Annotated in this window: 27 protein-coding genes; 6 read left to right on the forward strand and 21 right to left on the reverse strand. The window is 32.3% G+C overall.

Annotated features, from left to right (window positions below; translation table 11 throughout):
* Positions 1 to 124: 124 nt before the first annotated feature.
* The 3 genes from BN1075_RS08515 to pepT all read right to left on the reverse strand — a co-directional run bounded on the left by BN1075_RS08515 (position 125) and on the right by pepT (position 3,588).
* A complete protein-coding gene (locus BN1075_RS08515; RefSeq protein WP_052406477.1) occupies positions 125 to 1,534 on the reverse strand; it encodes a S1C family serine protease in 1,410 nt (469 codons plus the stop codon).
* 368 nt (positions 1,535 to 1,902) lie between these two features.
* A complete protein-coding gene (locus tag BN1075_RS08520) occupies positions 1,903 to 2,202 on the reverse strand; it encodes a hypothetical protein (RefSeq protein ID WP_040192695.1) in 300 nt (99 codons plus the stop codon).
* A 168-nt stretch (positions 2,203 to 2,370) separates the two neighbouring features.
* Positions 2,371 to 3,588, reverse strand: a complete 1,218-nt coding sequence (gene pepT / locus BN1075_RS08525) for a peptidase T (protein ID WP_040192696.1) — start codon at positions 3,586 to 3,588, stop codon at positions 2,371 to 2,373.
* Positions 3,589 to 3,799: 211 nt separating this feature from the next.
* On the opposite strand from pepT, the gene BN1075_RS08530 reads away from it, so the two are divergent.
* A complete protein-coding gene (locus BN1075_RS08530; RefSeq protein WP_040192697.1) occupies positions 3,800 to 4,288 on the forward strand; it encodes a thioredoxin family protein in 489 nt (162 codons plus the stop codon).
* Between the two features lie 47 nt (positions 4,289 to 4,335).
* Here BN1075_RS08530 and nth read toward each other — a convergent pair whose 3' ends face one another.
* Positions 4,336 to 4,968: an endonuclease III gene (gene nth, locus BN1075_RS08535; protein ID WP_040192698.1), complete on the reverse strand. Its 633-nt coding sequence runs from the start codon at positions 4,966 to 4,968 to the stop codon at positions 4,336 to 4,338.
* A gap of 115 nt (positions 4,969 to 5,083) precedes the next feature.
* Positions 5,084 to 5,527 carry a GNAT family N-acetyltransferase gene (locus tag BN1075_RS20740; protein WP_052406478.1) on the reverse strand — a complete coding sequence of 148 codons (444 nt, stop codon included), beginning with the start codon at positions 5,525 to 5,527 and terminating at the stop codon, positions 5,084 to 5,086.
* Between the two features lie 265 nt (positions 5,528 to 5,792).
* Here BN1075_RS20740 and BN1075_RS08545 point away from each other — a divergent pair, with 265 nt between their 5' ends.
* Positions 5,793 to 6,122 carry a DUF5661 family protein gene (locus tag BN1075_RS08545; protein ID WP_040192699.1) on the forward strand — a complete coding sequence of 110 codons (330 nt, stop codon included), beginning with the start codon at positions 5,793 to 5,795 and terminating at the stop codon, positions 6,120 to 6,122.
* A 34-nt stretch (positions 6,123 to 6,156) separates the two neighbouring features.
* On the opposite strand, the gene BN1075_RS08550 is transcribed toward BN1075_RS08545, so the two are convergent.
* The 4 genes from BN1075_RS08550 to BN1075_RS08565 form a co-directional block, all read right to left on the reverse strand.
* A complete protein-coding gene (locus BN1075_RS08550; RefSeq protein WP_040192700.1) occupies positions 6,157 to 7,419 on the reverse strand; it encodes an MFS transporter in 1,263 nt (420 codons plus the stop codon).
* Between the two features lie 10 nt (positions 7,420 to 7,429).
* Positions 7,430 to 8,212: a zinc dependent phospholipase C family protein gene (locus tag BN1075_RS08555; RefSeq protein WP_040192701.1), complete on the reverse strand. Its 783-nt coding sequence runs from the start codon at positions 8,210 to 8,212 to the stop codon at positions 7,430 to 7,432.
* Between the two features lie 257 nt (positions 8,213 to 8,469).
* Entirely contained in the window at positions 8,470 to 9,870 is a 1,401-nt protein-coding gene (locus BN1075_RS08560) for a hypothetical protein (RefSeq protein ID WP_040192702.1), read from the reverse strand.
* A complete protein-coding gene (locus BN1075_RS08565; protein ID WP_040192703.1) occupies positions 9,870 to 10,433 on the reverse strand; it encodes a sigma-70 family RNA polymerase sigma factor in 564 nt (187 codons plus the stop codon). The genes BN1075_RS08560 and BN1075_RS08565 overlap by 1 nt, the downstream gene beginning before the upstream one ends.
* A 206-nt stretch (positions 10,434 to 10,639) precedes the next feature.
* Here BN1075_RS08565 and BN1075_RS21120 point away from each other — a divergent pair, with 206 nt between their 5' ends.
* Genes BN1075_RS21120 through BN1075_RS08575 form a run of 3 tightly spaced genes read left to right on the forward strand, consistent with a single transcriptional unit; the run spans position 10,640 to position 11,659 of the window.
* Positions 10,640 to 10,810: a spore coat associated protein CotJA gene (locus BN1075_RS21120; RefSeq protein WP_081911532.1), complete on the forward strand. Its 171-nt coding sequence runs from the start codon at positions 10,640 to 10,642 to the stop codon at positions 10,808 to 10,810.
* A gap of 13 nt (positions 10,811 to 10,823) precedes the next feature.
* Positions 10,824 to 11,072, forward strand: coding sequence for a spore coat protein CotJB (locus BN1075_RS08570; RefSeq protein WP_040192704.1), 249 nt, complete (start codon positions 10,824 to 10,826; stop codon positions 11,070 to 11,072).
* 20 nt (positions 11,073 to 11,092) lie between these two features.
* The gene (locus BN1075_RS08575) at positions 11,093 to 11,659 is read left to right on the forward strand and encodes a manganese catalase family protein (RefSeq protein WP_040192705.1); all 567 of its coding nucleotides are present in this window, start codon (positions 11,093 to 11,095) and stop codon (positions 11,657 to 11,659) included.
* A 61-nt stretch (positions 11,660 to 11,720) separates the two neighbouring features.
* On the opposite strand, the gene BN1075_RS08580 is transcribed toward BN1075_RS08575, so the two are convergent.
* The 7 genes from BN1075_RS08580 to BN1075_RS08610 form a co-directional block, all read right to left on the reverse strand.
* Positions 11,721 to 12,992 carry an L-cysteine desulfidase family protein gene (locus BN1075_RS08580; RefSeq protein WP_040192706.1) on the reverse strand — a complete coding sequence of 424 codons (1,272 nt, stop codon included), beginning with the start codon at positions 12,990 to 12,992 and terminating at the stop codon, positions 11,721 to 11,723.
* Positions 12,993 to 13,010: 18 nt separating this feature from the next.
* On the reverse strand, positions 13,011 to 13,349 hold the full coding sequence (locus BN1075_RS08585) for a hypothetical protein (RefSeq protein WP_040192707.1): 339 nt from the start codon (positions 13,347 to 13,349) through the stop codon (positions 13,011 to 13,013).
* A 45-nt stretch (positions 13,350 to 13,394) separates the two neighbouring features.
* Positions 13,395 to 14,372: an ABC transporter ATP-binding protein gene (locus BN1075_RS08590; RefSeq protein ID WP_220396208.1), complete on the reverse strand. Its 978-nt coding sequence runs from the start codon at positions 14,370 to 14,372 to the stop codon at positions 13,395 to 13,397.
* Positions 14,365 to 15,390 (reverse strand): ABC transporter ATP-binding protein, encoded by a 1,026-nt coding sequence (locus BN1075_RS08595; RefSeq protein ID WP_040192709.1) that lies wholly within the window; start codon positions 15,388 to 15,390, stop codon positions 14,365 to 14,367. Before BN1075_RS08595 ends, BN1075_RS08590 begins: the two co-directional genes overlap by 8 nt.
* 15 nt (positions 15,391 to 15,405) lie before the next feature.
* A complete protein-coding gene (locus BN1075_RS08600) occupies positions 15,406 to 16,323 on the reverse strand; it encodes an ABC transporter permease (RefSeq protein WP_040192710.1) in 918 nt (305 codons plus the stop codon).
* A gap of 12 nt (positions 16,324 to 16,335) precedes the next feature.
* Complete coding sequence (locus BN1075_RS08605; protein WP_040192711.1) at positions 16,336 to 17,292, reverse strand: ABC transporter permease; 957 nt, start codon at positions 17,290 to 17,292, stop codon at positions 16,336 to 16,338.
* A gap of 164 nt (positions 17,293 to 17,456) precedes the next feature.
* A complete protein-coding gene (locus BN1075_RS08610) occupies positions 17,457 to 19,190 on the reverse strand; it encodes a peptide ABC transporter substrate-binding protein (protein WP_040192713.1) in 1,734 nt (577 codons plus the stop codon).
* A gap of 285 nt (positions 19,191 to 19,475) precedes the next feature.
* Here BN1075_RS08610 and BN1075_RS08615 point away from each other — a divergent pair, with 285 nt between their 5' ends.
* Entirely contained in the window at positions 19,476 to 20,144 is a 669-nt protein-coding gene (locus tag BN1075_RS08615) for a helix-turn-helix transcriptional regulator (protein ID WP_040192714.1), read from the forward strand.
* A 42-nt stretch (positions 20,145 to 20,186) separates the two neighbouring features.
* Here BN1075_RS08615 and BN1075_RS08620 read toward each other — a convergent pair whose 3' ends face one another.
* From BN1075_RS08620 to BN1075_RS08640, 5 genes are all read right to left on the reverse strand, one after another.
* Positions 20,187 to 21,140 (reverse strand): L-threonine 3-dehydrogenase, encoded by a 954-nt coding sequence (locus BN1075_RS08620; RefSeq protein ID WP_040192715.1) that lies wholly within the window; start codon positions 21,138 to 21,140, stop codon positions 20,187 to 20,189.
* Positions 21,141 to 21,282: 142 nt separating this feature from the next.
* On the reverse strand, positions 21,283 to 22,476 hold the full coding sequence (locus BN1075_RS08625) for a glycine C-acetyltransferase (RefSeq protein WP_040192717.1): 1,194 nt from the start codon (positions 22,474 to 22,476) through the stop codon (positions 21,283 to 21,285).
* A 198-nt stretch (positions 22,477 to 22,674) separates the two neighbouring features.
* Positions 22,675 to 23,373 carry a lysophospholipid acyltransferase family protein gene (locus tag BN1075_RS08630; RefSeq protein WP_040192718.1) on the reverse strand — a complete coding sequence of 233 codons (699 nt, stop codon included), beginning with the start codon at positions 23,371 to 23,373 and terminating at the stop codon, positions 22,675 to 22,677.
* A gap of 27 nt (positions 23,374 to 23,400) precedes the next feature.
* Complete coding sequence (gene queG, locus BN1075_RS08635; RefSeq protein WP_040192904.1) at positions 23,401 to 24,381, reverse strand: tRNA epoxyqueuosine(34) reductase QueG; 981 nt, start codon at positions 24,379 to 24,381, stop codon at positions 23,401 to 23,403.
* A gap of 31 nt (positions 24,382 to 24,412) precedes the next feature.
* A complete protein-coding gene (locus BN1075_RS08640) occupies positions 24,413 to 25,393 on the reverse strand; it encodes an NAD(P)/FAD-dependent oxidoreductase (protein ID WP_052406479.1) in 981 nt (326 codons plus the stop codon).
* Positions 25,394 to 25,471 lie beyond the last annotated feature (78 nt).

The raw sequence follows: 25,471 nt of genomic DNA on the forward strand, positions 1-25,471 counted from the left end.
TAAGCCTTCTGAGATTTCTTTTTATATTTAATATTATAATTAGGGGATAATTATAATTATTAAGCCATTAACCTTATCTTATTTATAATTAAAATCTTTATTCTTAAGTTATTATGAGGATTCTTTATTCTGCCACTAAATTTGCAGTCATAGTTTGACCTTGTCTAACAAATTCTACGGTCATTGTATCTCCATCACTATAACTATTCTTGATTTCATTTAACTCATCTACAGTTTTAACAGTCTTACCTCCAAATTTAACAATAACGTCGCCTGGCTGTAAACCACCCTTTTGAGCTATACTAAAATCTTCAACATTTTTTACATAGACACCAACAGGAAGCTTATATTGCTCTGAAAGTTTTTCGTCTACATTTATTACAGAGATTCCTAATGTTATCTTCTGTTTTACAAGCATATCAAGCTTTTCAATAGCATCATTTATTGGAATTGCAAAACCAATTCCCTCTACTCCTGTTGCTTGTATCTTAGCTGTATTTATACCAATTACCTGACCTGATGCATTAATAAGTGGTCCACCACTATTTCCTGGGTTTATTGCTGCATTAGTTTGTATTAAGTTAGTTTTCTTTCCATTGCCGCTTAAATCAACATCTCTGTTTACAGCACTTATAATTCCGTTAGTAACAGAACCTAAATATTCTTTACCTAATGGATTTCCTATAGCTATAACATCTTCTCCAACCTTAAGGTTATCAGAATTTCCAAGTTCAGCTACCCCAGGCATCTCAACATCTTCTGTTATTTTAACAACTGCTAAATCTGCATCTGCATCATAGTTAACAACCTTTGCTGCAACTTCTTGTCCTGTGCTAAAAATAACCTTAACTTGGTTAGCATTTTCTATTACGTGATAATTAGTTAGTACATATCCATCTTCAGAGAATATTACACCCGAACCAATTCCTTGCTGTTCTCCCATATTAAATCCAAATACGTTTGTTGATACTGAAGTTGTTGCTACACCAACTACTGATGAAGATACTTTATCAACTATTTGAGGAATGCTGACTCCTGATAAGTTAGATATATGTGTATCTGAACTACCATTAGAATTACTTTCCTTTATTTCATCTATTGCCTGCTCAATCTTAGATTGCATTGCATTATATGTTGCTGCTGTTCCAATACCGCCACCTGCTATTGCACACACAAGTGCTAAAGCAACATAGCCTACAGCTGGTTTTCTTTTTCTCTCTTTATTTTTTCTTCTTTTTTTATCTCCATCTGCCTGCATATTTTCTGTAGCATTTTCAGAATGAGAATTTTTTTCTTCTGTATTTTGTGTGAAGTCTGCGTCTTGAATAACAGTATGAGATAAATCCTCACTTGAATTATCTGCTACATTTGGCACCATAACAAAATCAACATTACCTTTATCATTATTAGACTCCCCGCTAACTTCATTTTGTTGGTTAGTGTTTATATTTGAATTTATGTTATTTCCGTCATTTACTGATTTGCTATTTCCTGTTCCTTTTAATTCTTCATTGTTATTTATATCATTATTCATAAATTTTCCCCCTTGAAAAAACTTAATTATTTTTGTTCTCGGTTCTTTCTATATTTATAATTATAAACACTTATGTGTCAGTTCAGTGACTAAAAAGTTAAAGATTTCTTAAGTGAGAATCTTTATTTATGCTTTAAATTTTCAAAATAACTCATTTAATATATGTACAAATTAGTTTCCCCCCACCATATTTGTATATGTAAAAGTACCTATTCACAACACCTAAATAGTTTTACTCAATTAATGCTTTAAAATATTCATTAAAATTATTCCCTTTAATCCAGTTTCAATTACAATTTTCAAAGTATAAATTCATAAGATAATAAATATAGAGGAAGAACCTCTCTTCCTCTATATTTACAACTTAACTACCAAAGATTATCTCTATAGTTATGATCACTCATATCCATATTTCTAATTATAGAATCAATATCAACATGACTTTCACTTATTAAATCATCATCATTTAAGTCTTCAAAAGTTATCTCTTCTCCAACTTCCATACTGTAATCGTGAGCGACCTGTTTAGGATTTTTATTTTTAACACTACTTTCTTCTACTGCCTCAATATCTTCCCAATAATCTTCAGCAAACGGAGTCTTTGCTATGTAATTTTCAAATTTACCATTTTCTTGTGTTGGATAAATTGCTTTGGAATCTTTATTCATAATAACACCTCAACTTTTCTTTTTCTTTTCTTAGTTTGCATTGAAAAGAAAAGTTTTATGTATTATAAAACTAAATGAACTCTCTTCTCACTTTCATTTGAATTCGAGTTCATTTAGTAGGGTTATTCAATTAAAATTTTTAACCAATTACTTATGTTAATACTTCAATTATCTTTCTGCATATAAAGTAATTATTTTCACGATTGTTTCAACAGCTTTCTCCATTGATTCCTCTGGTATAAACTCAAACTTACCATGGAAATTAAGTCCTCCAGTAAATAAATTAGGTGTTGGCAGACCCATAAAAGAAAGTCTTGCTCCATCTGTACCACCTCTTATAGGAACTACTATTGGCTTAATTCCAAGAGCTTTCATTGCAGCTTCTGCAGTTTCAACTATATGCATTACAGGCTCTATTTTTTCTTTCATATTATAATATTGGTCTTTTACTTTTATCTCTACAGTTCCTTCACCATACTTTTTATTTAATAAGTCTGCTATATCTTTTATTAGCTTTTTCTTTGCTTCAAAGGCATCCATAAAGAAATCTCTAATTATATATACCATTGTTGTATCTTCAATGGTTCCTGTCATATTAGAAAGCATAAAGAAACCTTCATAACCTTCTGTAAACTCTGGCTTTGCTGATGCAGGAAGCATCCCTTGAAGTTCCATTGCAATATCTTGAGAGTTTATCATTTTATTTTTTGCACTGCCTGGATGAACACTTCTGCCTTTAATTTTAACCTCTACCCCTGCAGCATTAAAGTTTTCATATTCAAGCTCACCTAACTCTCCACCATCAACTGTATACGCAAAATCAGCAGCAAATTTCTCAACATTAAAATGATCTGCTCCTTCACCGATTTCTTCATCAGGAGTAAAGCCAACCTTTATAGTTCCATGAGCTATATCTGGATTAGAAATTAAATACTCCATTGCTGTAATAATCTCTGATATACCAGCTTTATCATCAGCTCCAAGGAGAGTTGTTCCATCAGTAGTAATTAATGTTTTCCCAACATATTTAGATAGTTCTGGGAATTGCTCTGGTGATAATACAACATTATCATTAAGTTTAATATTCCCGCCCTTATATTCTACTCTTTGAGGATTAACATTTTTACCTGAATAATCTGGCGCTGTATCCATATGTGCAACAAAACCGATTGTAGGTATCTTTTTATCAGTATTTGCAGGTAATGTAGCCATTACATAACCATTTTCATCTATTGTAACATCACTAAGTCCTATAGCTTTAAGTTCTTCAACTAATGCATTTCCTAGAACTCTTTGTCCCTCTGTACTTGGAGTCGTACCTGTAGTTGTGCTTGATTGAGTATCATACTTTACATAACTTAAAAATCTCTCAACAACTCTTGACATAAATATCCCACCTTTTCATTAAATGTAATAACATAATTATACTGTCTATTTTATATTTTCTCAATTTTATATAATTATTTATGAATAGTATAATTTTCTTTTTATATTTGTTATAATTAATTTGAATAAATTATATTTTATACCTTGCATATTTTAAACTGTTAAATTCACTTTAACGACCAAAATATAAAGGTTAAAACGGAGGTATCCCATGTTAGATTTTACAAAGTCACTAACTTTTGAAGAATATCTAGAGAAACAGCAGGAAAAATACGGAGATGTCCAAAATAAAGCATATGAGAATACAATTCTTTCAGATGCCACAAAAAGTAACATTCAAAATTTAAAAGAAACAATCCACTTAGCTGTATTTTCTGAAGGCTTCTGCCCAGACTGTATAGTTACTTTGCCATTTCTTCAAAGATTACAGGAAGAAAATTCAAACTTAAGGGTACATATATTCCCTAGAACAGGCTTTGAAGATTTTCTTAATGAAGCCGTTGGTGACAGCAGAATCCCAACTGTAATATCCTTTGACAGTTCAATGGCTCCAAAAGGCGCTTACGTTGAAATGCCACAAGAACTATCTGCTAAAATGCTTTCTTTAACTATGGATGAAAGAAAAGCTCTTATTTCTGAATACCGTACCGGAAAATACAATGACTTAATAGAAAAAAATCTTTTAAATATAATTCTATAAAATACAAAGGCTGAATTAAACTTAATTGTTTAATTCAGCTCTTTAATTTATTTGCTTTTATTTACGTAATCACAATACTCAGCAATGGGACATTCATGACACTTTGGTTTCCTTGCATCACATATCTTCCTTCCATGCCAGATTATATAATGATGAGCATCGCTCCACATCTTTTTAGGAACATATTTCATTAATTTTTCTTCTACTACTTCAACATTATCACCTGGTGCAAATCCCGTTCTATTTGATATTCTGAAAACATGCGTATCAACTGCGATTGCAGGAACTCCAAAGGCATTAGAAAGCACAACATTTGCTGTTTTTCTTCCTACACCAGGAAGTTCAATTAACTCTTCCATGGTTCTTGGCACTTCACCATTATGTTTCTCTACTATTGCCCTGCAGGCGCCTAATATATTTTTACTTTTATTTTTGTAAAACCCACAACTATGAATTTTTTTACCTAATTCAGTTTCTGTTAAAGACAGTATAGCTTCTGGAGTATTATACTCCTTATATAATTCTTTAGTTACCATGTTAACACGTTCATCAGTACATTGAGCAGATAAAATCGTTGATATTAATAATTCAAAGGGACTGTTAAAGTCCAATCCACAAGTAGCGCCCTTATAAGTTTCTTCTAATATCTCTAATATCTTCTTTCTCTTATCCTTGTTCATTAAAATCACCTTCTTATCTATTAATAATGATTATCCATTATATACTTATTATATCAGATTAATATAAAAAATATAGCCACCAAATCTAATATTAGACTTAGTGACTTTAATTTATCTAACAAACAACCTTTGTCATCTCTATATATGTCATACCAGCTGTCATTGCAGCTTCAGCAAATTCTTCACTTGTTTTAACATAGTTATGCTTCTCATAAAAAGCCGTTGCATACTTTCTAGACTTTAAGATAATTTTATTATAGCCTACTTCTTTTACAAATTCTTCAGCAAAAATAAGCATTTGTCTGCCAACATTTTTCCCTCTGATAGTCTCGTCCACTGCAACTTGTCTCATTTGAACTGTTTCATCACTAAGCTCAGTTAATATAAAGCATCCTACCATCTGAGATCCTAAAAAAGCGCCAAAATGATAATCATCAAATTCTCTATCCAAATTTAACTGCAAATGATTCTTTTCAAAAACCTTACATCTAAGATCTACAGCCTGACTATACTCTTCTGTTCCCCATTGAACTTGTCTTATTGTTATGTTGTTTATCATTTTTCCTCCTTAGTCTCTTTCAGGTAACATACCCCTTGTTTTTACAAATTAATTAATTCGTATAAGATATATTAACATCTCTTATACATAAATAACAATACTTAAATTGCGAACATTTTAAAGTTTTAATTATCAAACAATATTCTTCTTATTTTATTATGTAAACTCTAATTATTTTAACTCTTTATATTTAAAATTATAGTATGAACCCATCCCCCCTCTAAAGAATATAATAACTTATAAAACACTATAATAAGGTGATAAAATGAAACAAAGACCATTGATATTACAGACTTTAAGAGGTGATCCAAAACAGAAACAATTTTCCATGGAAGAAGCCAGGGAAATTGCTTCTTCACTAAACATTGACTTTTCAAAGGAAAAATTCGATTTGAAACAATACTGGATGGGGATTAATGTTGAGCTGGAGCATGGTACTAAATTTCCTGAAACAAATGTAACTAACAATGACCCATTACTTACCGGTAAAATTGCCTTAGCTCATCTACTTGAATTTCCCGATTACTATGACCGATTAAAAAAGCTTGAACTAGAAGCTACTGCATATTGGTCTAAAGCAAATAAGAAGAAGTGATGCATCACTTCTTCTTATTTATATTTCACACTCTTTATAAGCTCACTGTTGCTTCTCTCTCTACTGAATCATTAGCTTTAACAGCAGCTCTAAATATAAAATAACCGATTATAAACATTATAACGATACAACCTACTCCAACCTTAGAAGTTCCGCTCAATTGGGTTGTAACACCTACAATTGTTGTGCCTGCAAAAGATGCACTCTTTCCAAAAATGTCATAGAACCCAAAGTATTCGCTGGATTTATCCTTTGGAATAATTTTGGAGAAGTATGACCTTGATAGAGCTTGAACAGGTCCTTGGAAAACAGCCACACATACTGCAAGAAGCCAGAATTCCCATGCTTTATCCAATTGCAATGCAAATATTGTTATTCCAATATATCCGATAATACAAAGCTTGATTAACTTATCATTTCTAACTTTTTTAGATAGCTTACCAAAGTAAATTGCGAATGGGAATGCTACTACCTGTGTTAGCAATAAAGCTAATAATAAATTTGTATCTGATATTCCAACATCCTTGCCATATGAAGTTGCCATACCAATAATAGTATAAACCCCATCAATATAGAAGAAAAATGCTAGTAGAAATAAAAAGATATATTTGTGTTTTTTAATGCTGCCAATTGCATGAAATATACGCTTAAAACTGTCCACCATTGGCTTTTCGCCCTTTTCAATATAATACTTCTGCTTATAATTTTTTAATAATGGCAATGTAATTAAAATCCACCACCCTGAAGTTACTATAAATGCAATTCCAGTTGCTAAATTAGCTGAAATGCCAATTTTTCCTGCAAACAAGATTAAGAGCAAGCTTAAGGTAAATGGAATACAGCTTCCAATATATCCCCATGCATAACCTTGTGAAGAAATTTCATCCATTCTGCTATCAATGGTTACATCATTAAGCATTGCATCATAAAAAATTAAGCTTCCTGAGAAACCAACCTTAGCAATAACAAAGATAGCTAAAAATACTATCCAAGGCACTGGTAATGATAATGCTGCACACCCTAAGGCACCAAGCATCATAAATAATGAAAATAATGGCTTTTTATACCCTTTAGTATCTGCTAAAGTTCCTAAGACTGGTCCAAGTATTGCTATAATCACTGTAGAAATAGATAGTGCATACCCCCAGTATGCTGTTGAATCTGCAGCAGAAATTCCTGCAGTTGTAGCTACATTCTTGAAGTAAATTGGGATTATAGTTGAAACCAGCATGGTAAATGCTGAATTTCCAACATCATATAAAATCCAGTCCTTTTCTAGTTTAGTGAATTTACTCATTTTACGCCTCCTATCCAAAATTTCTATTAAATCTTTCGCTGATTGGAGCATCACTTGTCAGATTCCTATAATACTCTTCTATCATTTGCACTGCTTCATCTGTAGATTTATCATAAAGCACCAATAATTTATCAATTATGCTTTTACAATTTGGATTTGGAACAACATTAATTATCATATGACTAAAGCTTTCACCACCCTTAATCTTTGATAGCCCGCCTTTAATCATCTTTCTTTTTAAATCATTTTGGCACATTAATAATTCATTATAAAATCTAACTGATTTTAGTGCCTTAAAAATTTCTCCCTCACTAATCTTCTCATAAAACAGTGATATAATCCTTGCATTTTTCCTTGTTGGAATTATATGTGCTCCTGCATTTACAGACTGCGGACTTAAATTACTTTTTCTCATTATCCTTCCATCAAGCTCGGCTTCTATTTCTCCGTGAGATACTCCACTTCTTGATATAGCGTCTTCAATATATGGATGACAATTACTATCTAGTATAAAGTGACATATAAAACCTAGGATGTATGGAATGCCTTCTTTATGTTCTACTATATGTTTTTTAGCATTATTAAAGAACCTTGCTGCTTCTTCTCTATGCATTTCATGTCCAAATCTATTGATGAAATTTTTACTTAAAGGTTTATAATAAAATAAAATATCCGGACCATTTAATCCTATGTTATAAGCTTCTTTATTGTCATTTATTACTGCTTTAACTTCCTTTGATAACTTCTTATAAACTGCTTGTCCAAAATCATAATGGGTATAGCTTGCAGGCATATTGTAACCTCCTAATAACCTCTTTCTTCTCCTTTATACTAATTTTACCATATTTATTTTATTTAAAGTTTATATTCATGTTAAATTCCTATAATTTTTACGTTAAAAAATGAGGTGCTATTACACACCTCATTTTTTTAATAAAACCAACTCTACTCTTCCTACTAAGAAGTAAAACTGAGCGACAAATCAAAATCCATCTCTGTGAAAATTTCACTAACCAAAGCGTATATATTATGAGCGCTACTTTTAGTCCCTTACTTAACTTCAAATTCCCAATTTCCATATTGTTTTACAAGTATCCCATCAATCTTTAACTTAATTCTTCCAAGTAATCTCTCACTAACCCTTAAGTCTTCCTTATCTAAATATATTTCACTGCATTTATTTTCTGGATCTCCCATTGATCCACCACTTCTAAATCTTTCTGTAGCCATATAAATGGATCTGCTGTCATCATAATTATTAGAGAAATCTAAAGTTATGCTATAGTCGCCATTTTCATACTGACCATTATTACTGGTTATAGCTTTTATTACAACCCTGTCTTTTAACCCATTCAACTTTATCTCTTTATTAAGCTCATCAGTCTCTCCCTCTTTAGGAAGCTTTAATGAAACAACTGAGCCTTCTCTTAGCTCATAACTTAAATCTATATCTTTAATGCTGACATGGATATCCCCCTTATAGTCCTCTAAAAGTTTGTAAGCCTTGCCAGTTCCATCATTAGCACTTTCAAACTTTAATGTATTTCCATTTTCATCTTTAACTACAATATCATTGTAGCTGTCTATATTCATCCTATACTCTGGAAGCTCTAAGCCATCCTTATTGCTCCAAAGTTTAAAATATCTCTCCCCTTCAAGGTAATAGCTGGTTGCTCCTATTAAAATTCCTTTATTAGTGGCATTTCCACCTAGCTCATCATAACCATCTACATACCTAATTTGCTTCAATTGAAAATGTCCTATCTCTTCTTCTCCATAATACAAATAAAACTCTGTAATAATATCTTCTTCCTGCTTAAAACTAACTGCCGAATATCCTCCACTAGCCATAGATGCCCCTTCAACTTGCAGCATTTTATTTGTCATAGTTTTAATTTTAAAGTTTTCTTTTAGATCCTTATACTTTTTGTCACTTAATGACTCATATTCTTCCTTAAAATTAGGGTTGTGCTCGTTAATAGCTTCATCTGTCCACATTTCTATAGAAATATAATCCCCACTGTTGATAATATTTTTTATAAGAGTACTTACTCCATTTATATTAACCCTTGCCGGCTCTTCTAACACGTAAGTGTTCCCCCACTGCTCTTCACTCATAATACCTTGACTTGGATTAAAAAATAATTTATCTGCAATTTGTGCTAAAACTTCTCTTCCCTTTGGCGTAAATCCTGCAGCTATCGTAATTACTGCAGCAATACTGGCTATCTTTAACCAATTCCTATTTTTCTTATTACTTTGAGTTAAAGCAATTTTTTCATTAGGCATCTCTTTTTTAGGTTCATCTATACTTATTCTTTCTCTAACTAATTTTTTCAACCTTGCAGCCTCAATTTCATTCATTTCAATTGGTTCAAATTCTCCTTCATTAAAGCTCATATCGTTAAATAATTCATAAAGGTCTCTATTATCCTTGTTTTTCTTTGCCATTATACAGCACCCCCTTTAAAAGATTTAAGGTATTGCCTTCTTATTTTTTCTTTTCCCCTGCTTATTCTTGTGTTAATACTGCTAACCGAGAGATTAACAGCCTCACTTATACTTTTAACCTTATCCCCTAATAAAAATTTCTTTATAAAAATAGTTCTATCAGGTTCTTCTAACTCTTCTATTATTCTTATTAGCCCGCTACTTTCAAACTCACTTATAAATTCGTCCTCTGCACTTCTGCCATTGGTTAAGGTTTCTTCAATTATTTCTACTTGCATTCCTTTGCTATATTTTCTGTAGTAATCAATAGCCTTGAATTTTGTTACAGCTCCAAGCCAGCCTTTAAAATTTCCTTTATCTTCATCATACTTATTTATATTAGTCCATACCAACATAAAAATATCCGACATACATTCCTCAATTATGCCACTATTTCCTAGGGAATATAAAATTTTTGTCGCAATTCCATTAACTATTGCTCCATAAGAATCTATAAAATAATCCAAAGCATCAGGATTTCTATATTTCAACTCTCTTATAAAATTATTTTCATCTATATTCATGAATACCTTCCTCCTCTCAAGTTTTTAAATTAAGCGCATTACTTTATTTAATCTTATTTAACTTGCTCCTCACCTTATACAACGATATATATAATTAAAATATTACATGTAAATTTCATATTTTTATCTTTCTAATTAATCACAATTATACATTTCCATCATATGATACTAATACATATAACTTAATTTTAAAAGGAGAATAACTAATGACTAAAACTGAAAAGCAGCCATGTGTAAAAATAAAGTACGCTTGTGCATTTGTATTACCACAATCATTTGAAAATTTATTCTGCATCGATGACGCCTTTAAAATGGGTACAATCTTTAAGGATCTTTATAGACCTTATCACCCAGAAAAGCGTTCAGGATATAATTAAGGGAGGTGTTTGTATGTATGATAAAGATCTTCTAGAAGAAATCATGAAACTTCAATTCTACGCCGTAGATCTTAATTTATATCTTGATAATTTCCCAGAATGTGAAGAAGCTATCGAAGCCTATAAGCAAGTATCTTATAAACTAAAAGTATTGTTTAAGGAATTTGAAGAGAAATGTGGTCCTCTAACTAACTTCGGCTCAGCTTTTTTCGAGAATCCAAAAGCTTGGGTAAACTCACCTTGGCCATGGGAATGTCACTAATGAAGGAGGATAAATAATATATGTGGTATTATGTAAAAACATTAGAATATCCAATAAATCTACAAAATTCTAAAGATTTAAGAATGGCTAAATTTTTAATTGCTCAATATGGTGGACCTGATGGTGAGCTAAGTGCGGCTCTAAGATATCTAAATCAACGATATACTATGCCAACTAAGAAATCCAAAGCCCTTTTGACAGATATAGGTACAGAGGAAATGGCTCACGTTGAAATGATTGGTACTATGATTTATCAGCTCATGAGCAATGCCTCTATGGAAGAGTTAGAGGCCGTTGGTCTCGGTGGACATTTTACTAATCATGGAAGAGCACTATTCTGGGCTGACCCTAATGGAGTACCTTGGACAGCTGCATACATTCAAGCTAAAGATGATGTTGTTGCAGATTTAACTGAAGACATGGCCGCTGAGCAAAAAGCTAGAGCAACTTACGAGTGGCTAATTAAGCAATCCGATGATTATCAAATAAAAGAAATTTTGAAATTTTTAAGAGAACGTGAAGTTGTTCACTTCCAAAGATTTGGTGAAGCTTTAGATGATGTACAAGATTGTATAATACTTAAGTAATCTAAACTTTTATAATAAAAAGGCTATTTCAATATTGAAATAGCCTTTAATATTTATGAAATTATTCACCAAGCATTATTCTAATAATTTCTTTGTCGGTTTCCTTCATTCCTTCTTTTCCAATATGTCCAACACAGCTGATAGTATCTTCAGCTTCTCCTTGAAGAATACCTTCATATGCTCCATAAGTCTTTCCATTCATGGCAAGATAATGAGCCATCATTGCTGCATCTAAACTTGATGCAATTTTTGCTGCACAAGAAACCTTTGCTCCATCACAGATGATACCAGAAATATTAGCCAAAGTATTAACTATTGTCTTCTTAATCTGATCTAAATTTCCACCATCAATGTAAGTTATAGCTGCCCCACTTGCACAAGCTGCTGAAACTGCACCACAAAATGCTGAAAGCTTACCAATAAATTCTTTTTGATAAATAGTTAATAAATTTGAGAATGCTAAAGTACGATAAAGCTTTTCATCACCTAACCCATTTTCCCTAGCATAAACTATAACTGGTACTGAAGATGTTATTCCTTGATTTCCACTACCTGAATTTATAACAACAGGTAAATCACATCCACCCATTCTAGCTTCAGATGCTGCAGATGTGCAAGCTTTCATTTTATTAACTATGCCTTCTGGATAGGAGTCCATTATAATCTTACCTATTCCTAAACCATACTTACCATTCATTCCAACACTTGAAATGTCCATATTGCACTTAATTTGTTTATCAAACAGTTTTTTTATATCCTCTAGAGGCACATTATCTGCAAACTCTTTAATTCCTATGAGATTAAGCATACTTCTGTCTTGTAAGTTTTGAGTCCATTTTTCATCTTCTACTTCCCATAAAAGAAGTTCACCATTCTTTTCAATTCGAGTTATATTAGTATGAGAATACTTTATTTCTACTAATGCATGCTCTTTACCTTTAAATACTTCAACTATTATATGAAGAGGTATCGGTGTATCTAAAAATTCAACAGTACAAATTCCCTTTTTTAAGAATTCTTTTGTTTTCTTTACTCCCTCTTCATCTACATCTGCAAGAACTTCCATTTTTTTATCTGAATTTCCTGCAACAATTCCAACCATAACTCCTGCTTCAATCCCTGTTAAATCACCAGAATTTGGTATAATAACGCATCTAGCATTTTTAATTATGTTTCCACTACATTTTGCAATAACCTTATCTGGAAGATCTTCTAAAACCGTACGAGCCTTTGCACCTGCATAAGCAATGGCAATTGGTTCAGTACACCCCATCGCTGGAACTAACTCTTCCTTTAAAATATTTAGATATGCATTTTTTAAATTTACATCCATCTAATTTTCCTCCAATGATCATACATAATCTAACATTCCACCAACAAACAATATAAAAACACCTACAATTAAAATTACCATTGAAAAATTAATAACTTTAAATTGTCTACGCCACCCTTCTTTATCTGATAGGGCTCGTCGTCCATCTCTCTTTAAAAATAGAGCGGCAACTACAATTAAAGCAAATGAACCGACTATAAATAAACCTTGTTGGCTCACTCTTAGCGCCTCTGAAATTTCGCCACCTTTTATACATAAGCCTATAATACCAAAAACTATGGTAATAGCGCTACTAATTTCTATAGCAATTAATAAAGCTTTTATTATATCTTTCGCGTAATTCTTCAATGTATTCATGTATTTGTCTTCCTTCTCTCTTAAGTAAATGCTATTATGTAAATCTTATTTATTGAATTTATGACATGCAACAAAGTGGTTTGGTTCAATTTCTTTTAATGTTGGACATTCCTTACCACAAATCTCCATGGCATACTTGCAACGACCTTTAAATCTGCAACCCGGAGCTGGATTTATTGGACTTGGAACATCTCCTTCAAGTTTAATTTTATTTTTCTCTCTTTCAAGTTCAACCTTCGGATCTGGAATTGGAATAGCTGATAATAATGCTTGAGTATATGGGTGCATTGGTTTATCATATAACTCTTCTGAAGTTGTAAGTTCTACCATTGTACCAAGATACATTACTACAACTCTATCTGATATATGTTTTACCATTGATAAATCATGAGCTACAAATAAATATGTTAATCCAAATTCCTTTTGAAGTTTTATAAGAAGATTTACTATTTGTGCTTGGATTGAAACATCCAGTGCTGAGATAGGCTCATCCAAAACTAAAAATTTTGGCTCTACTGCTAAGGCTCTTGCAATACCAATCCTCTGTCTTTGACCACCTGAGAATTCGTGTACGAATCTGCTTGCGTGCTCCTTATTTAATCCAACTAATTGCAAATAGTGATATATCTTCTCTGTTCTTTCTTTTTTGTTCTTAGCGAGTCCATGGATATCAATACCTTCTGCAATTATATCTGCAACGGTCATCCTAGGATTAAGTGACGCGTATGGGTCTTGGAAAATCATTTGAACATCTTTTTTAAAGTTCCTTTTATCTTTTCCTGTTATAGTGTGTACGTCTTTACCTCTGTAAAATACTTGTCCTTCAGTTTTATTGTACAAACCAATAGCTGTTCTTCCACATGTGGTTTTACCACAACCTGATTCTCCAACAAGTCCTAAGGTCTCACCTTCATGTATTTTAAAAGACACGTCATCTACAGCCTTTAAGACGGCATTTTTGTTGATATCAAAATATTTCTTTAGATTTTTTACTTCTAACACAACTTCTCTACTATTACTCATTGTCATTACCTCCATATCCAAATGGATTTAATTCCTTTGCTGCATATGGATGATGTAACCAACAAGCAGCTACATGACCATACCCAAACTCAGTATATTCAGGTGCCTTTTCACAGCAAATTTCCATGCAGTATTTACATCTTGTGCTGAAAGGACAACCTTTTGGTGGTGCAATTAGGTCTGGAGGTGTACCTTCAATAGATGCTAATTCCTGCTTATTTTTAAGGTCCAATCTTGGAACTGCACTTAATAAAGCTAAAGTATATGGGTGCTTTGGATTATAGAATATATCTTCACAACTACCTTTTTCAACGATATTTCCAGAATACATAACAACTATTCTTTTAGCCACATTAGCAACAACTCCAAGGTCATGAGTAATTAAAATTACTGATGTATTAAGTTCCTTTTGAAGTTTTTTAATTAAATCCATTATTTGAGATTGTATTGTAACATCAAGGGCAGTTGTAGGCTCATCTGCAATTAAAAGCTTTGGATCACAAGCAAAAGCTATTGCTATCATAACCCTTTGACGCATACCACCTGAAAACTCATGTGGATATTGCTTAACTCTTTCCTCTGGATTCGGAATTCCAACTAAGCGAAGCATATTTACAGCTTCTTTTAAAGCCTCAGCCTTTGACATGTTTTTATGCATGATTAAGTTTTCTGCAATCTGCTTACCAACAGTCATTGTTGGATTTAATGCAGCAAGAGCATCTTGGAATATGATTGCACTCTCACCGCCACGATATTCGCTCCACTCTTTCTTTGAGAAGTTTAAAATATTTTGACCTCTATATAATATTTCGCTTCCAGCTTTGATTTCTCCTGCTGGCTTCTTTATAAGTCCCATAATAGATTTTGCAGTAACTGATTTTCCACAGCCTGACTCTCCTACTATAGCTAAAGCTTCTCCTTCTTCAACATCAAAAGTTATACCTCTTACTGATTGAACTTCTCCAGCATATGTGTGATACGAAACACGCAGATTATTTACTTCTAATAATTTACCCATCTTTTTATACTCCTCCTATTGACGTAGTCTTGGATCTAAGGCGTCTCTTAAGCCATCTCCTAGTAAGTTAAATGCCAGCACAATTAGACATAATATCAATGCTGGGAAGAATAACTGATATGGATAAAATTCCATAGTTGCTTGTCCCGCTGAAATAAGTACACCTAAACTAGTATCTGGTGGCTGAAGACCTATTCCAAGGAAACTTAGACCTGCTTCTGTAAATATATATCCTGGAATACTAGATGCAACGTTAAGTATTAATATACTTAATGTATTAGGTATAAGGTGTTTTATTATTATTCTTGAAGGACTTGCTCCAAGGGTTTCAGCAGCCATTACATATTCTGATTCTCTAAGCTGCATTATTTGTCCTCTCATCTGCCTTGCAGTTCCGCACCATGAAGTTATACACATGGCAACAAGCAATGCCCACATACTGTTTCCTAATACCATCATTATTATAATAGTTATTAAAAGTGATGGCATTGATGTTACAACTTCGATGATTCTCATCATAATATCATCAACCCAACCACCGAAATAGGCCATAACTCCACCATAAGTACATCCAATTACAATTTGAATTCCCGTACACGCTATTGCTACTAAAATAGATGCTCTAGCACCTAACCATACTCTTGAGAATATATCTCTTCCTAAGCTATCACTACCAAACCAAAATTCTGAACACGGTCCTAGATTTTTCTTTGTTGGTACTATAGTTACAAGGTCATATCCTCTAATATATGGTCCTACAATAATCATTATTGTAAATATAATTAAAGCTACTAAAGAAACCATTGCAATTGGATTCTTTTTAAGTCTTCTCCATGCATCTTGCCAATAAGTTACCGTTGGTCTTACAATTGCATCTGACTTACTATAATCACAGCCAATATTTTTAAAGCTTTTTAAATTTAATTCTTCCATATTTACCTCCTTCTAGCGTTTTCCACCACGAATACGTATTCTTGGGTCAACAACTGTATATAAAATATCTGTTAAAAATACAACTATAATATATATTGCTGCCATTATTACAGTTTGTCCCAAAATAATAGGCAGGTCACGTCCATTTACAGCATTTACATAATATAGACCAATTCCCGGTATAGAGTATATTTTCTCTATAAAAAATGACCCTGTAATACACATCGCTACCGTCATAGGTAAATTTGTAATGATTGGAATGAATGAGTTTCTTATTACATGTTTTCTAATAACTCTTCCTCTTGATAACCCTTTAGATTCTGCTGTTAAAATATAATCTTGATTCATTACGTCTAGCATAGATGTCTTAAGAAGCCTTGCATAAGATGCAACATATGCAAAACATCCTGTTAACGTTGGTAATATTGTATATTCCCAACCACCAAACCATAAATCAGCCCCTTTAGGCCATCCTATTACAGGGAACCATCCTAGTTGTCCTGCAAATACCTTTTGTAATAATAATCCGAATACTAAGTGTGGTATGGATATAAGTAAAATTGATAAAGTTACTACTGTATAATCCACAGCACTTCCTTTTTTCATAGCGGCTACTACTCCTAAAAGTAATCCTAAGCTCACCCCTAAAATCATCTGCTGAATACCTAATCTTGCTGATGCTGGAAGCTTATCCTTTATAATTTGTTGGACTGTTTGTCCTGGGAAAATAATAGATTCACCAAAGTCACCTTTAGCTAACCCCTTCATTGTTATTACATATCTCTCCATAACAGGCTTGTCTAATCCATATTTTTCATAAAGATTAGCCTTAATCTGTTCTGGAAGCTTATCAGTTCTATCTGTTAATGCATCTCCCGGAACTGCTGCTAATAAGAAGAATGTTGCAGTTGCAATTATAAATAAGGAAAATAACATTTCAATAAATCTTCTAATAGTATACTTTACCATACCCTTTTATTTCCTCCTTTTATAGTTTGGTTTATATATATCTTCACTTCATATCTATTTACTGAAGTAAGTTTGTATTTTCAAATCAAATATTTAGACATTCACTTATGTACTTATATAAAAATTAGGGGAGTAAGATTACTCCCCCTACCACCTAAATGTGCTTATTTAGCTGAAATATACGATCTACTAAACTCAAGCGCTGGTCCAAATAATGGTGTGCTTAAATTTTGTACATGATTTTGTACAAATCTTTGTGAATCTTGATAATATATTGGTGCAACACCAGCGTCTTCAGCTACTAATATTCTCTCAAGTTCTTTATAAGTTTCTACACGCTTAGCGTCATCAATTTCACCAGCTAATTCTTCAAAAAGCTTATCAAATTTTTCGCTTTTATATCCGCCAAAGAATTTAGCATATCCACTACCTGTTAACCATAAATCCATAAATGTCATTGGGTCACTGTAGTCACCATGCCATCCATTTGCAAGAATATCATATCTATTTTCATTTCTTTCAGTTACAAATAAGCTACTGTCAGCTAGGATATTCATGTTTATTTTAATCCCTAGCTTGTCTTGCCATGATTGCATATAGTATTCAAGTACATTTTTAGCAACAGTATTATTAGCAGTAGCAATATAAGTTAATTCTATTTCGCTTAACTCTTTATCTATTCCTAATTCTTTTAATCCTTCTTTAAATAACTCTTGAAGTTTTTCTGGACTGTTATATTTTTCAACTAATGGTGCTAATGGCTCATCTTTAACTTCATCTCTATACTCTAAATCACCAACTTGAATTCCTGGTGGAATTAAGCCATTTGCAGGAGTATATCTTCCGTAAATTAAGTCAACAAACTCTTGTCTATCTATGGATAAAGATAACGCTAAACGAATCTTAGCATTGTTCATTAATCCAGATTGTCCACCTGTATGCTGGTTAAATCCGATGAATGTCATTCCTGGGTATTTTCCAGATATGAATTGACACTTACCTTCTTCAGCCATTTTTACCCACTTATCAGCATATTCAGCTTCACCAACAACAACATCTAATTCTTTAGATTCAAATAATAATGATCTTGTAGCTGTTTCATCTACCGTTTTCATGTTTACTTCAGTTAATTTTACATTTTCAGCATCCCAATAATTTTCATTTTTAACTAATGTCATGCTATTTTCTTTAACCCACTCTTTAATAGTAAATGGTCCATTATAAACTTGTACCTTATCATCAGTTGCCCAAGTCTCGCCACCTGCTTCGATTACATCAAGACGAACTGGATAGAAACAAACGTTAGTTAATTTCTTTAAGAAATATGGGGTCACTTGCCCCAAAGTAATTTCAAGGGTCTTTTCATCTAGCGCTTTAACACCAACTTCTTCTGCTCCTACTTCTCCATTGAAGTAAGCTTCTCCATTTTTAATGTCATATCCCATAAATGAATATGAGAATGCTTTTTCTGGATTTAACAATCTTAAGAATGAATCTACATAATGCTGAGCTGTAACAGGTTGTCCATCTGACCAATTGTGGTCTCTTAACTTAAATGTATAAACTAGATTATCTTCTGAAACAGTATAGTCTTCTGCTCCAGCTAAAACAATCTCATCATTTCCATTTTCATCTGTATAAGTTCTAAATAAACCTTCTTGAACTTGAGATAAAACTTGGAATTCACTTGCATTTCTTACATCATTAACGTCTAATGTCGTTGGTTCGTCAAATAGTAAGTTAAGTACTTGATCTCCAGCCATCTCTGTTGATACAGTATCTTTGTCTCCACCATTTTCTGAACCTTGATTACTGTGATCATTTTTACCGCAACCAGCTAAAACACTAGTTACCATTACCGCAGATAGAACTACAGCCATCAATTTCTTAATTTTCATAAATTTCCCCTCTTCCTTTACCTAAAATATAAAATTTTAAATATATTTTCTTCAAACGTAAATATATTACAAATAATATAATAGAATTGTACCATTCCATTTTTTGAAGGTCAATAATTTTTTATTGCAACAATAAATTATTATCTCAATTGTACAAATATTTTCTAAATTGATTCGTTTACATTTGAAAATTTCATTTTTACGTGTTATAATATGTAAAAAATACTTAATTTTTCTCGAGATGTGTTGTAATAATTTAACGTATATTTCTTTCTGGAGGTATTAATGAGAGATATAATGGAACATTACGAAAAGCTTGTACACTTCTTAGGTAATGTACTCAGCCCTAATTGTGAAATAGCATTACTTGATTTAAGAGATAATAAAAACTGCATCACCGCTATTGTTAATGGTCACATAAGTGGCAGAACCGTTGGTGCTCCTATAACCAATTTAGCACTTCAAGTGATAAGCACTAACGCTTGGCAGGAAACAGATAGTAAATGTAACTACCTTGGTCTAACAAAGGATAATAATCATTTACGTTCTTCAAGCTACTTTATTAAAGATAATAATGAGTTAATAGGCATGCTTTGTATAAATATAGATGTTACACCTTATGATCAGCTTAACAAAGCAGTTTCGCAAATTGCTTGTTCAAATTACGCTGAAGCCCCATTACAGCTTATAGACTCCTTAAATTTGAATCATGAAAAATTCACTAACAATCTTTCTGATACAATTGACGCCATCTTTAAGGAAAATGTTGATCTATCTGCAATTCCAATTAGCAGACTCACTCAAGATGAGAAAATCGCTATAGTTGGAAAGCTTTATGAAAACGGTGTATTTCATCTAAAAGGTGCTGTGGCTAACGTTGCTGAGCATCTCCATTGTTCTGAAGCAACAATTTACCGCTACCTAAATAAAATCATAAAAGAACATAATTCATAAATAAAAAGCCATGGTTAACCCATGGCTTAATTTTTGTGTATATTATCTTATACCTTTTGCTCTTAACTTTTCTAACATATCGGCAGTCATTTTAGCTAAGTCATATTCAGCCTTAAATCCCCACTCTTCCATTGCCGCAGTTGGATCTATAGAATCTGGCCAAGTATTTGCGATTCCCTGTCTTACTGGATCTACATCATAGCTTAACTCAAATTCTGGAATATGCTTTTTAATTTCTGCTGCAATTTCTTCTGGTTCAAAGCTCATAGCAGTTATATTGAAAGCATTTCTATGCTTTAATTTACTTGGATCTGCTTCCATTAATGTAATGATAGCATTGATAGCATCTGGCATATACATCATGTCCATATATGTACCTTTACCTATGAATGAAGTGTATTTTCCTGTTTTTAATGCTTCATAGTAGATATCTACAGCATAGTCTGTAGTTCCTCCACCTGGAAGTGCTTCGTAAGAAATTAGTCCTGGGAATCTTACCCCTCTTGTATCAACACCGAATTTAGTGTGGTAATAATCGCATAATAATTCTCCTGAAACCTTAGTTACACCATACATAGTTTTTGGTCTTTGTATTGTATCTTGTGGTGTATTTACCTTTGGAGTATCTGGTCCAAAAGCTCCAATTGAACTTGGAGTGAAGAATTTACATCCTAACTCTCTAGCAGTTTCAAGCGCATTTACTAATCCACCCATATTTATTGTCCATGCTAATTGAGGTTTAGCTTCTGCTACAGCTGATAAAAGTGCAGCTAGGTGAATGATAGTATCAACTTCATACTTTTTAGCAACCTCTAAGAAGTTCTCTTGATTTGTAACATCTAAAATTTCAAAAATCCCATTTTCAACGATTGGATTTCCTTCTGGTTTTCTTATATCTGTAGCTACAACGTTTTCAACTCCGTATAGAGCTCTTAATTTTGTAACTAACTCTGTTCCAATTTGACCTAAACATCCAGTAACTAAAATTTTCTTCATAAAAAAATTCCTCCACTCAAGTTTTTATGTTTGTAGATTTTAATATATTGAAACCTCTTTATAAGACCCAGAAAACCCATTTCCTGAGTCTTATAAAATAACCATACAATTTATGATATATCTAATAATAAATTATTACTTACTACTTAATTAAGCCCATTTCTCTTCCAACTTTAGCATATTTAGCAATAGCTTCATCCAGCATTTCTTTTGTATGTGCTGCTGAAGGCATATTTCTTACTCTTGCAGTTCCAAGTGGTACTGTTGGGAATACGATTGCTTTAGCATACACTCCCTCTTCATATAATCTCTTACTGAACTCTTGAGCCTTAGCAGCATCACCGATTATACATGGAGTAATTGGAGTTTCACTATGTCCAATATCAAAACCTAAGTTTTTCAATTCAGCTTTTAAGTAATTTCCATTTTCCCATAATTTATCGTGTAATTCAGTACTTTCCGTTAATATATTTATAGCTTCAATACAAGCTCCTGCTGATGCTGGTGTTAATGAAGTAGAGAATAGGAATGGTCTTCCTCTAACCTTTAACCAATCGATTAAATCTTTAGAACCTGCTACATAACCTCCAACTACACCTATAGCCTTAGATAATGTACCTATTTGGAAGTCTATCTTATGAGATAACCCAAAGTGATGAACTGTTCCTGCACCTTTACCAAGCACTCCAGAACCGTGAGCATCATCTACATAAGTTATTAAATCAAACTCTTCTGCAATTTCTACAATTTCAGGAAGTTTTGCAATATCTCCATCCATTGAGAATACTCCATCAGTAATAACCATTATTTTTCCATATAAACCTGATTCAACAGCTGCTTTTGCCTTAGCTCTTAAATCTTCCATATCAGCATGTTCGAATCTTATTATTTTTGCTCCTGATAATCTACAACCATCAATTATTGATGCATGGTTTAAAGCATCAGAAAGAATAGCATCATTTTTACCCATAACTGCAGATATAGCGGCCATGTTACAGTTAAAGCCTGATTGGAATGCTATAGCTGCTTCAGTATGCTTAAAGTTAGCAAGCTTTTCTTCAAGTTTAACATGTATATCTAATGTACCATTTATTGTTCTAACTGCTCCTGCTCCAACTCCATACTTCTCTGTTGCAGCAAGTCCTGCTTCTATCATTCTTTTATTAGTTGCAAGGCCCAAGTAGTTATTTGATGATAAGTTTACAAGTTTCTTTCCTTCGATTTCAATAACTGGTCCATTTTGTCCAGTAATTGTGTTTATCTCATTGTATAAACCCTTGCTTTTTAGGTCGTTTAAACCTTCCTTAAGAAACTTTTCTAATGATTTACTTCCCATATGATCCCCTCCAAAATAATAATATTCTAAAGAAACTCATTCTCATATTCATTTGAATGAGAGCTTCAGGATTAAAGTTTTATTAACTAAAAAATTTTAGTTATAATCACCTTTTTAAAATTATATTAAATAACATAATTATCAACTCTAGTATATTTATACCTTAAAATAACATTTTTTTCAATACATCTATATTGCTTATTTATATACTCCACGATAATTTTCTGGTAAAAGTTCAGCAATTCCCTTCATTATTTCAAACATAGCTCTATCATTATAAGTATTCTTATCTTCTTCCTTTTCCTTTACAGGAACATTCATAGGATCTCCAATTTTAACAACAACATTTGCTGGATTAAAAGTTTCCCCGCCCATATCCCTATCGTTTATCGGCATGAATACTTCACTTCCTGTAATTGCTATAGGAACTATGGTTGCTTTAGCAAGCCTTGCAATTAGAAGTAATCCTTTTTTAGCTTCTATCATTGACCCTGTTCTGCTCCTTGTCCCCTCAGGAAACATCATTATATTTTCTCCAGCCTTAAGCTTTTGAACTATTTTGCTTATTGCTTCTTTATCGGCTGAATTAGGTTTTATTGATATGGTTTTTACATAACTAATTCCATTCTTAGTAAATGCATTATCCGAAAGCTTAACCCCAGCAATAAATGTAGGATCATTTTCTTTTAATATTTCATTAAGTATTAGTCCATCGGAATTGCTTAAATGGTTACAAATAAATATTGTTGGGCCTTTAACCTCTTTAAGCTTCTCAGCTCCCTCAACTTTTAAATTAGCATATTTTTTTATCATTTGCTTTACATATTGTCTAGATATTTTTGATGAAACCCCTTTCGGAAGTTTTCCTAAAAATTTTATTAATGTTTCATTATTCATTTAAATCTTCCCTCCAAACTAAGATTTTTATTTCGAGTTAAATAATCTCTCATAATATTCTTTTATGTATGGCGATGTGATTTTCTTTAATATATCGTCATTATCAGTCTTATGTTCAAAATAGTAATTAATAAGTCCATTCCTTATTAAAATGTTTTTTCCTCGCCAGCCACAGGAATGATTTTTGTACATTTCTTTAAATTCAGCATTATTTAATATGATAAGTTCATTTAAATTCACATTGTCCATATAGCTTTTAGGCTCAAATTCTTTTATACATGAATTCGTTATATCATTATTATGAGGACAAACTTTTTGACACTCATCACACCCAAAAATTTTCCCTTTAATCAATGTAATCTCTTCATTATCAAGCTCTTTCTTCTGAGTTAAATAAGAAATACATCTCTTTGAATTAAAATTTTTTCCATCTTTAATTATAACACTTGTAGGACATTTTTCCATACATATATTACATCCATAACAATTATTATAGTTAGGTTCGTCTGGCTCTAGCTCTAAATCCGTAATAATTTCTCCTAAAAACACATAAGATCCATACTTATCTGTTATTAATGTATTATTTTTTCCAATAAACCCTATACCGCACAAGGTCGCAATATACCTCTCTGGAAGAGGATTACTATCTACTAATGCTAATGCTTTTCCTCCAAGCTCTGTAATTAGCTTGCAAATTTTATTTAAATAACTTAGTACAACCTTATGGTAATCCTCACCCCTAGTGTAAATTGAAAACTGATTATTTCCCTCACTACTTCCATAATAATAAGGAAAGGCTATTGATATTATAGTTTTTCCATCCTCCATCAACAGCCTTGGATTAATTTTCTTTTCAATATCAGCCTCTTCAAACTCATTAAATAAATTATTTTCTTTACGATATTCAAACCATGATTTTAGTTCCTCAAATCTCCTACACTTGGTAAATCCTATAGTGTCTAAAGAAAGTTCCCTAGCAAAGTTTATAATCGCCTGTTTTTTATTCATCTTCATTCTTCATTCCTTTAAATGTTGATTATTATTTTATAGAGAAAATATAATCACTTGCAGAAATTCCTGCTCTTCTTCCCTGTCTCATGACATTTTCCACCGAATTATATCCATCAATAACAGTTCCACAGGCAAACACACCTATCATGGTAGTTTCCATCTTCTCATTTACCAAGGCTCCATCATCTTCATCATTCAATTCAATATTAGTTCCTTCTAAAAGCTTAATATCTGGTCTTGGCTTCATACAAAGTACTAAAGTATCACACTCCATGTATGTTAAAGTTCCATCTATTTCGTGATAATCTTCATCCAGTTTAACAATATCAACCCCTGTTACTCTTGCAGTTCCATAAATTTTAACTACTCTATGATTAAATAAAATTGGAATATTAAAATCTTCAATAAAATCTCTAGATGCTTCATTGTTTACTCTAATATTACTGCTAGTTTCAATCATACATTTTACATTAGCGCCTTCTTGAACTAATGTTCTGGCAGTTAAAACCCCAATATCATCAGAACCAAGAATTATACAATGTTTACCTGGCAGAACTCCCTTTCTATTTATACATTTTAAGGTTGTTCCTGCAGTTGTTATTCCAGACATAGCACCATATCCAAGTACATTTTTATATCCATACGGCTTTTCCCTAGAACCCGTTGCTAAAATTATAGCTTTAGCCTCAACTGACTTTATTCCCTGTTTCTTGTTAACAAAAACTATATTCTTATCCTTTTTTAGCTCTATAGCTGTAGTTTCACATAAAATCTCAATACCTAATTCCTGAACCTCTTCAATAAGCTTCGAAATAAGTTCTGGACTCGATAAATTCTCTTTTATATTCTTATAGTAAAAGCCTGTATGTACACAACTATTCATAGCCCCACCAGGCTCTGTATCTCTATCTATTAATAAAATCTTTTCTACCCCTCTGGATTTTGCTTCTATTGCTGAACTTAATCCAGAAATACCTGCACCTATGACAATTAAATCATACTTTTTCATCGATGACCTCCATCAAATAATCTTTAAAACTATTATACTATTGTTTTTCTTAAGTTTAAATCTCTCAAATCTTTTATC

The organism is Clostridium culturomicium, from assembly GCF_000821305.1.
In the GTDB taxonomy this organism is placed as follows: Bacteria; Bacillota; Clostridia; order Clostridiales; family Clostridiaceae; genus Clostridium_J; species Clostridium_J culturomicium.

Coding starts and splice junctions, on each gene's coding strand:
- BN1075_RS08515 (WP_052406477.1), bottom strand. CDS start 1,534: ATGAATAATGATATAAATAACAATGAAGAATTAAAAGGAACAGGAAAT.
- BN1075_RS08520 (WP_040192695.1), bottom strand. CDS start 2,202: ATGAATAAAGATTCCAAAGCAATTTATCCAACACAAGAAAATGGTAAA.
- pepT (WP_040192696.1), bottom strand. CDS start 3,588: ATGTCAAGAGTTGTTGAGAGATTTTTAAGTTATGTAAAGTATGATACT.
- BN1075_RS08530 (WP_040192697.1), top strand. CDS start 3,800: ATGTTAGATTTTACAAAGTCACTAACTTTTGAAGAATATCTAGAGAAA.
- nth (WP_040192698.1), bottom strand. CDS start 4,968: ATGAACAAGGATAAGAGAAAGAAGATATTAGAGATATTAGAAGAAACT.
- BN1075_RS20740 (WP_052406478.1), bottom strand. CDS start 5,527: ATGATAAACAACATAACAATAAGACAAGTTCAATGGGGAACAGAAGAG.
- BN1075_RS08545 (WP_040192699.1), top strand. CDS start 5,793: ATGAAACAAAGACCATTGATATTACAGACTTTAAGAGGTGATCCAAAA.
- BN1075_RS08550 (WP_040192700.1), bottom strand. CDS start 7,419: ATGAGTAAATTCACTAAACTAGAAAAGGACTGGATTTTATATGATGTT.
- BN1075_RS08555 (WP_040192701.1), bottom strand. CDS start 8,212: ATGCCTGCAAGCTATACCCATTATGATTTTGGACAAGCAGTTTATAAG.
- BN1075_RS08560 (WP_040192702.1), bottom strand. CDS start 9,870: ATGGCAAAGAAAAACAAGGATAATAGAGACCTTTATGAATTATTTAAC.
- BN1075_RS08565 (WP_040192703.1), bottom strand. CDS start 10,433: ATGAATATAGATGAAAATAATTTTATAAGAGAGTTGAAATATAGAAAT.
- BN1075_RS21120 (WP_081911532.1), top strand. CDS start 10,640: ATGACTAAAACTGAAAAGCAGCCATGTGTAAAAATAAAGTACGCTTGT.
- BN1075_RS08570 (WP_040192704.1), top strand. CDS start 10,824: ATGTATGATAAAGATCTTCTAGAAGAAATCATGAAACTTCAATTCTAC.
- BN1075_RS08575 (WP_040192705.1), top strand. CDS start 11,093: ATGTGGTATTATGTAAAAACATTAGAATATCCAATAAATCTACAAAAT.
- BN1075_RS08580 (WP_040192706.1), bottom strand. CDS start 12,992: ATGGATGTAAATTTAAAAAATGCATATCTAAATATTTTAAAGGAAGAG.
- BN1075_RS08585 (WP_040192707.1), bottom strand. CDS start 13,349: ATGAATACATTGAAGAATTACGCGAAAGATATAATAAAAGCTTTATTA.
- BN1075_RS08590 (WP_220396208.1), bottom strand. CDS start 14,372: ATGAGTAATAGTAGAGAAGTTGTGTTAGAAGTAAAAAATCTAAAGAAA.
- BN1075_RS08595 (WP_040192709.1), bottom strand. CDS start 15,390: ATGGGTAAATTATTAGAAGTAAATAATCTGCGTGTTTCGTATCACACA.
- BN1075_RS08600 (WP_040192710.1), bottom strand. CDS start 16,323: ATGGAAGAATTAAATTTAAAAAGCTTTAAAAATATTGGCTGTGATTAT.
- BN1075_RS08605 (WP_040192711.1), bottom strand. CDS start 17,292: ATGGTAAAGTATACTATTAGAAGATTTATTGAAATGTTATTTTCCTTA.
- BN1075_RS08610 (WP_040192713.1), bottom strand. CDS start 19,190: ATGAAAATTAAGAAATTGATGGCTGTAGTTCTATCTGCGGTAATGGTA.
- BN1075_RS08615 (WP_040192714.1), top strand. CDS start 19,476: ATGAGAGATATAATGGAACATTACGAAAAGCTTGTACACTTCTTAGGT.
- BN1075_RS08620 (WP_040192715.1), bottom strand. CDS start 21,140: ATGAAGAAAATTTTAGTTACTGGATGTTTAGGTCAAATTGGAACAGAG.
- BN1075_RS08625 (WP_040192717.1), bottom strand. CDS start 22,476: ATGGGAAGTAAATCATTAGAAAAGTTTCTTAAGGAAGGTTTAAACGAC.
- BN1075_RS08630 (WP_040192718.1), bottom strand. CDS start 23,373: ATGAATAATGAAACATTAATAAAATTTTTAGGAAAACTTCCGAAAGGG.
- queG (WP_040192904.1), bottom strand. CDS start 24,381: ATGAATAAAAAACAGGCGATTATAAACTTTGCTAGGGAACTTTCTTTA.
- BN1075_RS08640 (WP_052406479.1), bottom strand. CDS start 25,393: ATGAAAAAGTATGATTTAATTGTCATAGGTGCAGGTATTTCTGGATTA.